We start from the raw sequence: 13,288 nt of genomic DNA on the forward strand, positions 1-13,288 counted from the left end.
CGGCGCGTGCGCTCCCGTCGGCGGCGCGGCCTTGGGACAGTGGGGGCATGGCCTCATCCACCCCACGGGCACCGGTCGTGGACCGCCGTCCCGACTCCAGGGCCGACCACGGTCTCGCCCGGGGCCCGGTGTGGGCGGCGCTGGCCGCGGCGGCGGTGTCCCTCCTGGGCCTCGTCGGGCTGGGCGTCGCGGTCGTCGTCGTCGGGACGCTCGACCCCGGCGGCGGGCTGTCGGTGGGCGGTTCGAGCGCGCTCGCGGGCCGGTTGTGGCTCCTCGCGCAGGGGTCCGAGCTCACGCTGCCCGGCGGCCCGCTGCGGCTGGCGCCGCTGCTGCTGACGGCGGCCATCGCCTGGGGCCTGGCCCGGGCGGGACGGCTCGCCGTCCACCTCGCCGGGACGACGTCGGGCCGGGCGGTCGGGGTGACGATCGCGGCGCTGGTCGCGGTCCACACCGTCCTGACCCTGCTGCTCGGTGTGGTGCTCGACGACCCCGACGTGGGCGTCGACCTGCTGCGGACCGGGCTCGGCGCCCTGCTGCTGTCGCTGGTCGCGGGCGGCTGGGGCGTGCTGCGGGAGTCCGGCGACCTCGACGCCGCGCTCGACCGGTTGCCCGGCGCGGCGCGGCCGGTGCTGCGCGCGGTGCTGGCGGGCGGCTGGGCGCTGCTCGCGCTGTGCACCGCCGTGGTCGGGGTGGCCCTCGCCAGCGACACCCGCGGCTACGCCGCGGTCTCCGGCGAGCTCGGTGGCGCGGCCGCCGGTGCGGCCGGCCTGCTCGGGCTCGCGGTGCTGCTGCTGCCCAACGCCGCGGCCGCCGTGCTGGGCCTCGCCGCCGGCCCGGGGTTCGTCGTCGGCAGCGGCACGGCGGTCTCGGTGCACGGGGTCACCCTGGGTGCCGTCCCCGCGCTGCCGATGCTGGCCGCGCTGCCCGACACCCAGGCGGTGCCGCTGCTCGCCTTCGTCTCCCAGGCCGTGCCCGCCCTGGGCGGGCTCGTCACCGGGGTGGTGGTCGGCCGCCGGCTGGGCCCGCGGGACGGCGGTGCGGTCGTGGCCGGGCTGTGGGGCGTGCTCGCCGGCGTGCTGCTGGGGCTCGCGTCCGCGGTGGTGGTGTGGCTGGCCGGGGCCTCGCTGGGCGACGGCGCCCTGGCCGAGGTGGGCGCGCCGGCCCTGGCCACGGGCGTGGCCGTCGCGGCGCAGGCGGGCATCGCCGCGGCGCTGGCAGCGGCGGTGGCCCGGTGGCGCTCACCGGGGGCGAGGGTCCGGGAGCGGCCGCACTAAGGTTTCGTCGTGCCCGCACCCGAGTCGTTCCCGCGGGCGCGGGTCGTCGTCCTGCTGTCGGGGACCGGTTCGCTGTGCGCCGCCCTGCTCGACGCCGCCGACGACCCCGGCTACCCGGCCGCGGTCGTCGCCGTCGGTGCCGACCGGGACGCTCCCGGCCTCGAGCACGCGCGCCGGCGCGGCCTGCCGACGTTCGTCACCGCCCTGCGCGACCACACCGACCGCGCCGCGTGGGACCGTGCCCTCGCCGCGGCGATCGCCGAGCACGGCCCGGACCTGGTCGTCTCCGCGGGCTTCATGAAGATCGTCGGGCCGGCCGTGCTCGAGGCGTTCGGCGGCCGGCTGATCAACACCCACCCCGCCCTGCTGCCGGCCTTCCCGGGCGCGCACGCCGTGCGCGACGCGCTCGCCGCCGGCGTGGCGGTCACCGGTTCGACGGTCCACCTCGTCGACGCCGGCGTCGACACCGGCCCGGTGCTCGCCCAGCGCGAGGTGCCGGTCGAGCCGGGGGACGACGAGGCGAGCCTGCACGAACGCATCAAGATCGTGGAGCGCGAGCTCCTGGTGGGGACGGTGGCGCGACTCGTCACCGAGCACGCGACGAGGGAGACCAGCCGATGACCGACCGCACGCCGATCCGCCGCGCCCTGCTCGGCGTCTACGACAAGACGGGCATCGAGGAGCTGGCCCGCGGGCTGGCCGCGGCCGGTGTCGAGCTGGTCAGCACCGGCGCGACGGCGCGGCGGATCGCCGAGGCCGGCGTCCCGGTGACGCCGGTGGAGCAGGTCACCGGCTTCCCCGAGTGCCTCGACGGCCGGGTGAAGACGCTGCACCCCGCGGTGCACGCCGGGATCCTCGCCGACCGGCGCAAGGCCGAGCACCGCGGCCAGCTCGAGGAGCTCGGCATCGCGCCGTTCGACCTGGTGGTGGTCAACCTCTACCCGTTCACCGAGACGGTGGCCTCCGGTGCGGCGCCCGACGAGTGCGTCGAGCAGATCGACATCGGCGGGCCGGCCATGGTGCGCGCGGCGGCGAAGAACCACCCGTCGGTCGCCGTGGTCGTCGATCCCGCCCGCTACGGCGACGTGCTCGCCGCGGCGGCCGCGGGCGGGTTCTCCCTGGCCGAGCGGCAGCGCCTGGCGGCCGCGGCGTTCCGGCACACCGCCACCTACGACATCGCCGTCGCCTCGTGGATGGGCAACGTGCTCGCACCCGACGACGAGACCGGCTTCCCGGCCTGGGTCGGCGCCACCTGGGAGCGGGCCGACGTCCTGCGCTACGGCGAGAACCCGCACCAGCGGGCCGCCCTCTACCGCGGGTTCAACCCGGGGCTGGCGCAGGCCGAGCAGCTGCACGGCAAGGCGATGTCCTACAACAACTACGTCGACACCGACGCCGCCTGGCGGGCCGCCCACGACCACGAGGACCCGTGCGTGGCGATCATCAAGCACGCGAACCCGTGCGGCATCGCCGTCGGCCCGGACATCGCCGCGGCGCACCGCAAGGCCCACGCGTGCGACCCGGTCTCGGCGTTCGGCGGGGTGATCGCGGCCAACCGCGAGGTCGACCTGACCACGGCCGAGCAGATCTCCGAGGTCTTCACCGAGGTGGTGGTCGCGCCGTCGTTCACCGACGACGCGCTCGGGGTGCTGACGGCGAAGAAGAACATCCGGCTGCTGCGGCTGCCGCACGTCCCGGGCGCGGGCGCCGAGATGCGCCCGGTCAGCGGCGGGCTGCTGCTGCAGAGCCTCGACCGGATCGACGCGCCCGGCGACGACCCGACGACGTGGACGCTGGTCGCGGGCGAGCCGGTGGACGCCGCCGAGCTGGACACCCTCGTCTTCGCCTGGCGGTCGGTGCGCGCGGTGAAGAGCAACGCGATCCTGCTGGCGCACGACAAGGCGACCGTCGGCGTCGGCATGGGCCAGGTGAACCGGGTGGACTCCGCCCGGCTGGCCGTGGCGCGGGCGGGGGAGCGGGCGGCCGGGGCCGTCGCCGCCTCCGACGCGTTCTTCCCGTTCGCCGACGGCCTCCAGGTGCTGCTCGAGGCCGGCGTGCGCGCCGTCGTCCAGCCGGGTGGGTCGGTGCGCGACGAGGAGGTCATCGCCGCGGCGGCGGCGGCCGGCGTCCCGATGTACCTGACCGGCACCCGGCACTTCGCCCACTGAGGAAGGACCCCCTCCTCCCCACGCCTCGCACGCTCGGCGCGGGCCCCGGGAGGGGGCCTACGTCGAGCTGGCCGACTTGTACTTCGGACCGGAGAGCAGCGCCTTCAGCGAACCCAGCAGGCCCAGGACGCCGACGGCGATCGCGAACCAGAAGCCGATGCGGAAGTCGCCCAGCGACCAGCCCCGGTCGGCGAGCGGCACCAGCACACCGGCGATGACGGCGAAGCTGACCAGCAGCGCCAGCAGGCCCAGGAAGCGGTGCGCCTTGGCCGGGATCAGCATCAGCAGGCCGAGCACGAACAGGACGCCGCCGCCGAGCAGGACCGCCATCGGCTGCCAGAAGCCGGAGCTGAACAGCTCGCCGACGCCCTCGCCCAGGGTGTCGAAGGCCCGGCGCAGGATGTCCCAGCCGCGGGTGTCGTCCCCCGGCAGCCAGGACAGCAGCAGGCTCACGCCGGCGGCGATGCCGGCGAGGATGAGCAGCAGGGCCGCGAAGGCGTCGCCCTTGCGCACCGCCACGGGCTGGGTCGAGTACTGCGGGGTCGTGTAGTAGCTCTCGCCCGGGCCGGCGTAGCCGTGGGCGCCCGACCCGACCGACGAGCCACCGCTCACCGGCTGGATGCCGGGCGTGGTCGACTCGCGCCACGACTCGTCGCGGGCGGGCGGCGGCGGGGGCGGCGCGGACCGGTTCCCCGGCTGGTACGGGGTCTGTTCGCGCTCGGTCATGTGGTGGCTCCTCCAGCGGGGTCGGGGCGGGGACGCGGCCCGCACCCCCGGAGCCTAGGGCCGCGAACGCTCCTCCGGCGCCGTCTCCGGCACACTGTCGCTCGTGCCCGCGACGATCCTCGACGGCAAGGCCACCGCTGCGGCGATCCGCACCGAGCTCACCGAGCGCGTGGCAGCGCTCGCCGCGGCCGGGCGCCGCCCCGGGCTCGGCACGCTGCTCGTCGGCGACGACCCCGGCAGCCGCTGGTACGTCAACGCCAAGCACAAGGACTGCGCCGAGGTCGGCATCGCGAGCATCCAGCGCGAGCTGCCGGCGACCGCGACGCAGGCCGACGTCCTCGCGGTCGTCGCCGAGCTCAACGCCGACCCGGCCTGCACCGGCTACATCGTCCAGCTCCCGCTGCCCGACCAGGTCGACGAGTACGCCGTCCTCGAGGCGATGGACCCGGCCAAGGACGCCGACGGGCTGCACCCGGTCAACCTCGGCCGGCTGGTGCTCAACGTGCCGGGCGCGCTGCCGTGCACGCCGGTGGGCATCGTCGAGCTGCTGCGGCGCTACGACGTCCCGATCGCCGGCGCCGAGGTCGTGGTCGTGGGCCGCGGCATCACGGTCGGCCGGCCGCTGGGGCTGCTGCTGACCCGGCGCAGCGAGAACGCCACCGTGACCCTCTGCCACACCGGCACCCGCGACCTGGCCGCGCACGTGCGCAGCGCCGACATCGTGGTCGCCGCTGCCGGCGTGCCCGGGCTGGTCACGCGGGAGATCGTCAAGCCGGGTGCCGCCGTCCTCGACGTCGGCGTCAGCCGGGTGGACGGCAAGATCGCCGGGGACGTCGCCCTGGACGTCGTCGAAGTGGCCGGCCACGTGGCGCCCAACCCGGGCGGGGTCGGGCCGATGACCCGCGCGATGCTGCTGGCCAACGTGGTCTCGGCGGCCGAGCAGGCGGCCGCGGTGGAGGTGCTCTCCGCCTGATGACCCGGCCGCCCCTCTACGTCCGCCGGCCGTTCCTCGCCGGCCTGCTGCGGCAGCTGCCGCTGCTGGCGGTGCTGACCGGCGTGGGCGTCGGGCTGCTGCTGGTGACGGTGGAGCACTGGCGGGCCGGGCTGCTGGTGACCGGCCTCGCGGTGGTCGCCGGGGCGGTGCTGCGGCTGCTGCTGCCGGTGCGCATGGTCGGCTTCCTCGCGGTCCGCAGCCGGTCGGTCGACGTGCTGCTGATGGGCGGCACGGGCCTGGCGCTGGCGGTCATCGCGCTGGCGATCCCGGGCGGCTGAGGGCCCCCTCGGGCGCGCGCCGGGACCCGGCGATAGGTTGACCGCCATGGCTGAGAAGTCCCGGTCGGGCAAGGTCACCGTCGTCGGCGCCGGTTTCTACGGGTCCACCACCGCTCTGCGGCTCGCGGAGTACGACATCTTCGAGACCGTCGTGCTGACCGACATCGTGGAGGGCAAGCCGGAAGGCCTCGCCCTGGACATGAACCAGTCGCGGCCCATCGAGGGCTTCGAGACGAAGGTCGTCGGTGTCGGCGGGGGCTCCTACGAGGGCACCGAGAACTCCGACGTCGTCGTCATCACCGCCGGCCTGCCGCGCAAGCCCGGCATGAGCCGCATGGACCTGATCGAGACGAACGCCAAGATCGTCCGGTCGGTCGCCGAGAACATCGCCCGCACCTCGCCCGACGCGGTGGTCATCGTCGTGTCCAACCCGCTCGACGAGATGACCGCGCTCGCGCAGCTGGCCACCGGGTTCCCCAAGAACCGGGTGATGGGGCAGGCGGGCATGCTGGACACCGCCCGGTTCAGCAACAACGTCGCCGAGGAGCTCGGCGTCCCGGTCGGCTCGGTGCAGACGCTGACCCTGGGCTCGCACGGCGACACGATGGTGCCGGTGCCCTCGCGCTGCACCGTCGACGGCAAGCCGCTGTCCGACGTGCTGGCCCAGGACCGCATCGACCACCTGGTCGACCGCACCCGCAACGGCGGCGCCGAGGTCGTGGCGCTGCTCAAGACCGGCTCGGCCTACTACGCCCCCTCGGCCGCCGCGGCCCGCATGGCGCGCGCGGTCATGGAGGACTCCGGCGCCGTCATGCCGGTCTGCGCGTGGGTGGACGGCGAGTACGGCATCTCCGGGGTGTACCTGGGCGTCGAGGCCGAGATCGGCCGCGAGGGCGTGCGCCGGGTGGTCGAGGGCGACCTGTCCGAGAGCGAGCTGGCCGGGCTGCGCGAGGCCGCCGAGGCCGTGCGCGCCAAGCAGGCTGACGTAGCCGACCTCTGACCGCACCGGTCAGAGCTGCAGAGAGGGAAGACCCGACGTGAGCAAGATCAAGGTCGAGGGCACCGTCGTCGAGCTCGACGGTGACGAGATGACCCGGATCATCTGGCAGTTCATCAAGGACCAGCTGATCCTCCCGTACCTCGACGTGAACCTCGAGTACTACGACCTGGGCATCGAGAAGCGCGACGAGACCGACGACCAGATCACCATCGACTCCGCCAACGCCATCAAGAAGCACGGCGTCGGCGTCAAGTGCGCGACGATCACGCCCGACGAGGCGCGGGTCGAGGAGTTCGGCCTCAAGAAGATGTGGCGGTCGCCGAACGGCACGATCCGCAACATCCTCGGCGGCGTCATCTTCCGCGAGCCGATCATCATGTCCAACGTGCCGCGGCTGGTGCCCGGCTGGACCAAGCCGATCGTCGTCGGCCGTCACGCGTTCGGTGACCAGTACCGCGCCACCGACTTCAAGTTCCCCGGCGAGGGGACGCTGACGATTACCTTCCAGCCCAAGGACGGCGGCGAGCCGATCCAGCACGAGGTGTTCCAGTCGCCCGGCGGCGGTGTCGCGATGGCGATGTACAACCTCGACGAGTCGATCCGCGACTTCGCCCGGGCCTCGATGAACTACGGGCTCAACCGCCAGTACCCGGTCTACCTCTCCACCAAGAACACGATCCTCAAGGCCTACGACGGCCGGTTCAAGGACCTGTTCCAGGAGGTCTTCGAGACCGAGTTCAAGGACCAGTTCGAGAAGGCCGGCATCACCTACGAGCACCGGCTGATCGACGACATGGTCGCCGCGTCCCTCAAGTGGGAGGGCGGCTACGTCTGGGCCTGCAAGAACTACGACGGCGACGTCCAGTCCGACACCGTCGCGCAGGGCTTCGGCTCGCTGGGCCTGATGACCTCGGTGCTGATGAGCCCCGACGGCCGCACCGTCGAGGCCGAGGCCGCGCACGGCACGGTGACCCGCCACTTCCGCCAGCACCAGCGGGGCGAGCAGACGTCGACCAACCCGATCGCGTCGATCTTCGCCTGGACCCGGGGCCTGGCGCACCGCGGCAAGCTCGACGGCACCCCCGAGGTCACCCGGTTCGCCGAGACCCTGGAGAAGGTCTGCATCGACACCGTCGAGGGCGGCCAGATGACCAAGGACCTCGCGCTGCTGATCAGCAAGGACCAGCCCTGGCTCAACACCCAGGACTTCCTCGCCGCGATCGACAGCAACCTGCAGAAGGCCATGGCCTGACGCGCCAGCGCTCGACGACACGTCAGCGGCCCTCTCGGTTCGTCCGAGGGGGCCGCTGACGTGTTCTCGCCCTGTGGACGACGCCGCCGGTGGGCTCGTCCGTGCAGGACAGTCTCCTGGTGCCCGTCCCGCCGGCCCGTCCGCCCCAGCTCCGCGGCACGGTGTTCCGGGGGACCGACGTCGTCGCGCGTGGCCTGCTCACGGCCAAGCAGCTGCGCAGCTCGGCCTGGCGCCGTGTGCGCCAGGACGTCTACGCCGACGCCGAACTGCCCCTGACCCACCGGCTGCTGGTCGCCGCCGTGGGGCTGGCGCTGCCGACGGGCGCCGGCTTCGGCGGGCGCAGTGCAGCGCTCCTGTGGGGCGCGAGGGACATCGCCGGTCCCGACGACCCGGTCGAGGTGGTGCTGCCGGTCGGGCGCCGGTGGAACGCCGGCCCGGGCGTCGCCGTCCGGTCGCTGCTGCCCGGCCGGGCGCTCGTGCGGCGGGGGCTGTGGCGGTGCACCTCGCCGGAGGACACCGCCGTCGACCTGGCCCGGTTCACGCCCCTCGACGAGGCGGTGGTGCTGCTCGACCGCCTCGTGCACGAGGGCGTCGTGCGGCTCGACCCGGTGCGCTCGGCGGCGGCGGAGCTGCCGCCCTGCCGGGGGAGTGCGCGGGCCCGCCAGGCGGTGGCCCTGGCGGACGGGTTCGCCGAGTCCCCGCAGGAGACGCGGCTCCGGTTGCTGCTGGTGCGGGCCGGCCTACCACCCGTGGTGCAGTTCCGCGTGTTCGACGACGACGGTTTCGTCGCCCGCGTCGACTTCGCCTACCCCGACCTGAAGATCGCCGTCGAGTACGACGGGCTGTGGCACGGCGAGCGGGCGGCGTTCCTCGCCGACCGAGCGCGGATGAACCGGCTCACCGCGGCCGGCTGGGTCGTCCTGCACGTGACCGCCGACGACCTGCGGCACCCGCAACGGCTCGTGGCGCGGCTGCTGGCCCTGCGCGCCCGGCGCCTGCGTGAGGCGAACACACGCTGAGCGCCCTCTCGAGACCTCCGAGGGGGCGCTCAGCGTGTGGTCGCCCGTACGGACCCGGGTCAGGCGAAGTTCTGCGTCCACCAGGGGCCGCCGGCGCCCTGGGCGACGCCCACGCCGAGGCGGGTCAGCGAGCAGTTGAGGATGTTGGCGCGGTGACCGGAGCTGTTCATCCAGTCCTCCATCACCGAGGCGGCGTCCGGCTGGCCGTAGGCGATGTTCTCGGCCAGCACGGTGACGCCGGCGCGGTCGCCGCGGTCGAACGGGGAGAGGCCGTCGGGGTCGACGTGCGAGAAGAAGCCGCGGTCGCGCATGTCGGCGCTGAACGCGCGGGCGACGGCGGCCAGCCCCGCGTCGGCGGCGACCGGGCCGCAGCCGGCCGCGGCGCGCTCCTGGTTGACCAGCGCCAGGACATGCCCCTCGGCGCTCGGGTCGGCGGGGGCGGCGGCGGGCGCGGGCGCCGACGCGGCGGGCGGCGCCGGCGCGGGCGCCGGCGGGGCGCTGCTGCTCTCCTCGGCCTCCGCCGTCTCGGCGGCGGTCTCCGCGGGGCTGGTCTCCTCCGCCGTCGGCTCCGGGGAGGTGGTCGCCGCGGGCGTCTCGGCCGGCGCGGCGGGGGCCGCCTCCGTCGTCCCCGGGGCGGCGGGCGCGGCGGCCGCGGCCTCCCCGCCGTCGACGCCCAGCGTGACCACGTCGCTCCGGTCCTGCTCGGGGGTCGCCGCGCCGGACGACGCCGCAGCGGCGCCGAGCCCGCCCTCCGAGCTGGTGACGGCGGGGGCGTAGTCGGGCAGCACCAGGGCGATCCCGGCCACGATGCCGCAGACGAGCACCACCGGCGCGATCTTGCCGCGGAGCTGCACCCCGCGCTGCCACCACGAGGTGCGCACCGCCCGGAGGCGCTCGGAGGTGGTGGGGCCGCTGGGGGAGTGGTGCACGGGAAGATCCTCGGGAGGCACTAGATCACGATTCGTTACCGCGTCGAGACTAGCGGTAGGCGAGGCGTCACGGCGAGTCAGGTGTGACCGAGGTCACTCCCGGCTCGCGAGAGTGGGGTCACCCGGTCTCCTGCTGCGCGCGGGCACCCCCGCCGGGCAGCATGGAACGGGTCCGCACCACCCGATCCCGAGGAGCACGCCGCCGGTGAGCGACGTCTGGCTCAACATCGTCATGGTCGTCGTCTTCGTGCTGATCGGCGGCGCCTTCTCCGGGGCGGAGATCGCCCTGGTCTCGCTCCGGGAGTCGCAGGTCCGTGCGCTGTCCGAGCGCGGCCGCCGCGGACAGGCCCTCGAGAAGCTGCTCGCCGACCCCAACCGGTTCCTCGCCGCGGTGCAGGTCGGCGTCACCGTCGCCGGCTTCTTCTCCGCGGCCTTCGGTGCCAGCACCCTCGCCCGACCGGTCGCCGGGTGGCTCGAGGGCTTCGGGATGAGCAGCGGCCTGGCCACCACCCTCGCGCTCGTCCTGGTCACGATCGCGATCAGCTACCTGTCCCTCGTCGTCGGCGAGCTCACCCCCAAGCGGCTGGCCCTGCAGCGGGCCGAGGGCTTCTCCCTCGCCGTCGCCTCGCCGCTGAACACCATCGCCAAGCTGTTCCGGCCGATCGTCTGGCTGCTGTCGAAGTCCACCAACCTGCTGGTCCGCCTGCTCGGCGGTGACCCGCGGGCCAGCGGCGAGTCGATCAGCCAGGAGGAGCTGCGCGACCTGGTCGCCGCGCACGAGTCGCTCACCAGCGACGAGCGGCGGCTGATCGGCGAGGTGTTCCGCGCCGGTGACCGCGAGGTCCGCGAGGTGATGACGCCGCGCACCGAGGTCACCTTCCTCGAGGCCGGGATGACCGCCAGCCGGGCGGCCAAGCTCGTGGCCGACTCCAACTGGTCGCGCTACCCCGTCGTCGGCCGCGACCAGGACGACGTCGTCGGTTTCGTGCACGTCCGCGACCTGTTCCTGCCCTCGCACCCGGCCGGCCGCGCCGCGACCGTCGGCGACCTGGCCCGCGAGGTCACCCGGCTGCCGGGGACGGCCCGGGTGCTGGTCGCGCTCAGCGAGATGCGGCGGGGGAGCCAGCACCTGGCCATCGTCGTCGACGAGTACGGCGGCACCGACGGCATCGTCACCCTCGAGGACCTCATCGAGGAGGTCATCGGGGAGATCTACGACGAGTACGACGCGGACGTCGTCCCGCAGCCTGCGGGCCGGCCCGACGGCCCGCAGGAGGTCGACGGGCTGCTCAACCTCGACGACTTCACCGAGGTCACCGGCGTCCGCTTGCCCGAGGGGCCGTACGAGACCGTCGCCGGCTACGTGCTGGCCGTGCTCGGCCGCCTCCCCGAGGTCGGGGACACCGTGGAGCACGAGGGCCGCACGTTCACCGTCCTCGAGCTCGACGGACGGCGGATCGCCCGGCTCTCGGTCAGCCGTCCGCCCGCGCCCGACAGCGAGGACGACGCCGTGGAGAGCGGCGCGACCGCCTAGCGGCGCTGCTGCGCGATCTCCCAGGCGTCGCGCACGATGCCGGTCAGGTCGGTGTGCCGCGGCGTCCAGCCGAGGTCGGCGCGGATCCGGTCGCTCGCGGCGACCAGCTGCGCCGGGTCGCCCGCCCGCCGCGGACCGACCTCGACCGGCACCGGGTGGCCGGTGACCTCACGGACGGCGTCGACCACCTGCTGGACCGAGAACCCGGTGCCGTTGCCGAGGTTGTAGATGCGGTGCTCGCCGGGCGCCGGCGCGGGCAGCGCCAGCAGGTGGGCGTCGGAGAGGTCCTCGACGTGGATGTAGTCGCGGATGCAGGTGCCGTCGGCGGTCGGGTAGTCCTCGCCGTAGATCGTCAGGTGGTCGCGCTGCCCGGAGGCGACCTGCAGCGCGAGCGGGATCAGGTGCGTCTCGGTCGTGTGCCGCTCGCCCAGGCCGAACGCGGCGCCGGCCACGTTGAAGTAGCGCAGGCTCACCGCGGCGAACCCGTGCGCCACCGCGTACGAGGTCAGCATCCCGTCGACGGCGAGCTTCGTCGCCCCGTAGGTGTTGGTCGGCCGGGTGGGCGCGTCCTCGCGGATCGGCACCTGCTCGGGCTCGCCGTAGGTCGCCGCGGTGGAGGAGAAGACGATCCGGCGGCAGTCGGCCGCGCGCATCGCCTCGAGCAGCTCCAGCGTCCCGCCGACGTTGTTGCGCCAGTACTCCTCGGGGGCCTGCTGGGAGGCGCCGACCAGGCTCTTGGCCGCGAAGTGCAGCACCGCCTCGGGGCGGACGTCGGCCAGCACCGGCCCCGACTCGTGCAGGGCGGCCCGCACGAACGCCGCACCCGAGGGGACGGCGTCGGCGTGACCGGTGGACAGGTCGTCGAGCACCGTGACCTCGTGGCCGCCCGAGAGCAGGGCGGCCGTGACTACGCTGCCGATGTACCCGGCGCCGCCGGTGACGAGAACGCGCATGCCGCAACCCTAGGGAGGCCGGACGTCGTGGTCAGCGCACGCCCCGCGGTGCAGGCCCTGCCTGCCTACAAGCCGGGCCGCAACCCCGCGGACGTCGCCCGTGAGATCGGGGTCGAGCGGGCGGTGAAGCTGGCCAGCAACGAGGTCGCGTTCCCGCCGCTGCCGGCCGTCGTCCAGGCGCTGGCCGCGGCCGCGGCCGAGACCAACCGCTACCCCGACAACGGCGCCGTCGTCCTCACCCGGGCGCTCGCCGACCGCTACGGCGTCGACCCGGCGCAGGTCGTGACCGGCTGCGGCGCGGTCATGCTCTGCCAGCAGCTGGCGCAGTCCTACAACGACCCCGGCACGAGCATCGCCTTCGCCTGGCGGTCGTTCGAGATGTACCCGCTGCTGGCCCAGGTCGCCGGCGCTCGCAGCACCCAGGTGCCGCTGGTCCCGGGGCGGCCCGGCGGGCCGGCCGACACCCACGACCTCGAGGCGCTGGCCGCCGCGGTCGACGACAGCACCCGCCTGGTGTTCGTCTGCAACCCGAACAACCCCACCGGGACGGCGGTCCGCCGCGCGGAGCTGGAGCGCTTCCTCGACGCCGTCCCGGCGAGCACCCTCGTCGTCCTCGACGAGGCCTACCGCGAGTTCGTCACCGACCCCGACGTCCCCGACGGCCTGGAGCTGATGCGCGGCCGGCCCAACGTGGCGGTGCTGCGGACGTTCTCCAAGGCCTGGGGCCTGGCCGGGCTGCGGGTCGGCTACCTGGTGGCCGAGGACCCCGCCGTGGCCGAGGCCGTGCGCAAGACCCACGTGCCGTTCAGCGTCTCGATGCTCGCCCAGGCCGCCGCCGTCGCCGCCCTGGCCAGCGAGGACGAGGTGCGCCGGCGCTGCGCCGCGGTCACCGCCGAGCGCGCGCGGCTCACCGCGGCGCTGCGCGAGCGCGGCCTCGACGTCGCCGACAGCCAGGCCAACTTCGTGTGGCTGCCCGTGGGGGAGCAGGCCGCGGAGCTCGCCGCCGCGCTGGAGTCGCGGGCGGTGATCACCCGTCCGTTCGCCGGCGAGGGGATCCGCGTGACGGTCGGCACGCCCGAGGAGGACGACGCCTTCCTCGCCGCCCTCGACGACGTGCGCACGGCCGCACCGGTCGCCTGAGGGTCCCCCGCATGGCTGTCC

At 74.6% G+C, this 13,288-nt stretch carries 13 protein-coding genes; 10 read left to right on the top strand and 3 right to left on the bottom strand.

Annotation, left to right across the window (positions count from 1 at the left end; translation table 11 throughout):
• Positions 1-47 precede the first annotated feature (47 nt).
• From ACI797_RS13450 to purH, 3 genes are read left to right on the top strand one after another with little or no spacing between them, the layout of a single operon-like run.
• On the top strand, positions 48-1,274 hold the full coding sequence (locus tag ACI797_RS13450) for a cell division protein PerM (protein ID WP_456859150.1): 1,227 nt from the start codon (positions 48-50) through the stop codon (positions 1,272-1,274).
• A 9-nt stretch (positions 1,275-1,283) separates the two neighbouring features.
• On the top strand, positions 1,284-1,895 hold the full coding sequence (gene purN, locus ACI797_RS13455; RefSeq protein WP_456859151.1) for a phosphoribosylglycinamide formyltransferase: 612 nt from the start codon (positions 1,284-1,286) through the stop codon (positions 1,893-1,895).
• Positions 1,892-3,442, top strand: a complete 1,551-nt coding sequence (gene purH / locus ACI797_RS13460) for a bifunctional phosphoribosylaminoimidazolecarboxamide formyltransferase/IMP cyclohydrolase (RefSeq protein ID WP_456859152.1) — start codon at positions 1,892-1,894, stop codon at positions 3,440-3,442. The genes purN and purH overlap by 4 nt, the downstream gene beginning before the upstream one ends.
• Before the next feature lie 57 nt (positions 3,443-3,499).
• Here purH and ACI797_RS13465 read toward each other — a convergent pair whose 3' ends face one another.
• On the bottom strand, positions 3,500-4,168 hold the full coding sequence (locus ACI797_RS13465) for a hypothetical protein (RefSeq protein WP_456859153.1): 669 nt from the start codon (positions 4,166-4,168) through the stop codon (positions 3,500-3,502).
• Between the two features lie 103 nt (positions 4,169-4,271).
• Between ACI797_RS13465 and ACI797_RS13470 the strand changes: the two genes are divergently transcribed.
• The 5 genes from ACI797_RS13470 (at position 4,272) to ACI797_RS13490 (ending at position 8,711) form a co-directional block, all read left to right on the top strand.
• Positions 4,272-5,141 carry a bifunctional methylenetetrahydrofolate dehydrogenase/methenyltetrahydrofolate cyclohydrolase gene (locus ACI797_RS13470; RefSeq protein ID WP_456859154.1) on the top strand — a complete coding sequence of 290 codons (870 nt, stop codon included), beginning with the start codon at positions 4,272-4,274 and terminating at the stop codon, positions 5,139-5,141.
• Positions 5,141-5,440 (top strand): DUF3017 domain-containing protein, encoded by a 300-nt coding sequence (locus tag ACI797_RS13475; RefSeq protein ID WP_456859155.1) that lies wholly within the window; start codon positions 5,141-5,143, stop codon positions 5,438-5,440. The genes ACI797_RS13470 and ACI797_RS13475 overlap by 1 nt, the downstream gene beginning before the upstream one ends.
• Positions 5,441-5,486: 46 nt before the next feature.
• The gene (mdh, locus tag ACI797_RS13480; RefSeq protein WP_456539001.1) at positions 5,487-6,440 is read left to right on the top strand and encodes a malate dehydrogenase; all 954 of its coding nucleotides are present in this window, start codon (positions 5,487-5,489) and stop codon (positions 6,438-6,440) included.
• A 37-nt stretch (positions 6,441-6,477) separates the two neighbouring features.
• Entirely contained in the window at positions 6,478-7,692 is a 1,215-nt protein-coding gene (locus ACI797_RS13485; RefSeq protein WP_456539000.1) for an NADP-dependent isocitrate dehydrogenase, read from the top strand.
• 119 nt (positions 7,693-7,811) lie between these two features.
• Entirely contained in the window at positions 7,812-8,711 is a 900-nt protein-coding gene (locus ACI797_RS13490) for an endonuclease domain-containing protein (RefSeq protein WP_456859156.1), read from the top strand.
• A gap of 59 nt (positions 8,712-8,770) precedes the next feature.
• On the opposite strand, the gene ACI797_RS13495 is transcribed toward ACI797_RS13490, so the two are convergent.
• Entirely contained in the window at positions 8,771-9,640 is an 870-nt protein-coding gene (locus ACI797_RS13495; protein WP_456859157.1) for a CAP domain-containing protein, read from the bottom strand.
• Between the two features lie 205 nt (positions 9,641-9,845).
• On the opposite strand from ACI797_RS13495, the gene ACI797_RS13500 reads away from it, so the two are divergent.
• Positions 9,846-11,174, top strand: a complete 1,329-nt coding sequence (locus ACI797_RS13500) for a hemolysin family protein (protein WP_456859159.1) — start codon at positions 9,846-9,848, stop codon at positions 11,172-11,174.
• Here ACI797_RS13500 and galE read toward each other — a convergent pair.
• Complete coding sequence (galE, locus tag ACI797_RS13505; protein ID WP_456859160.1) at positions 11,171-12,127, bottom strand: UDP-glucose 4-epimerase GalE; 957 nt, start codon at positions 12,125-12,127, stop codon at positions 11,171-11,173. The two genes, ACI797_RS13500 and galE, sit on opposite strands and share 4 nt — an antisense overlap.
• Before the next feature lie 27 nt (positions 12,128-12,154).
• On the opposite strand from galE, the gene hisC reads away from it, so the two are divergent.
• Positions 12,155-13,267 carry a histidinol-phosphate transaminase gene (gene hisC, locus ACI797_RS13510; RefSeq protein ID WP_456859161.1) on the top strand — a complete coding sequence of 371 codons (1,113 nt, stop codon included), beginning with the start codon at positions 12,155-12,157 and terminating at the stop codon, positions 13,265-13,267.
• Positions 13,268-13,288 lie beyond the last annotated feature (21 nt).

Source organism: Geodermatophilus sp. SYSU D00691, from assembly GCF_054050275.1.

What these genes read in the sequence shown, in the direction of transcription:
- galE (WP_456859160.1), bottom strand. Translation starts at nt 12,127, where the DNA reads ATGCGCGTTCTCGTCACCGGCGGCGCCGGGTACATCGGCAGCGTAGTC.
- purH (WP_456859152.1), top strand. Translation starts at nt 1,892, where the DNA reads ATGACCGACCGCACGCCGATCCGCCGCGCCCTGCTCGGCGTCTACGAC.
- ACI797_RS13475 (WP_456859155.1), top strand. Translation starts at nt 5,141, where the DNA reads ATGACCCGGCCGCCCCTCTACGTCCGCCGGCCGTTCCTCGCCGGCCTG.
- ACI797_RS13450 (WP_456859150.1), top strand. Translation starts at nt 48, where the DNA reads ATGGCCTCATCCACCCCACGGGCACCGGTCGTGGACCGCCGTCCCGAC.
- ACI797_RS13465 (WP_456859153.1), bottom strand. Translation starts at nt 4,168, where the DNA reads ATGACCGAGCGCGAACAGACCCCGTACCAGCCGGGGAACCGGTCCGCG.
- mdh (WP_456539001.1), top strand. Translation starts at nt 5,487, where the DNA reads ATGGCTGAGAAGTCCCGGTCGGGCAAGGTCACCGTCGTCGGCGCCGGT.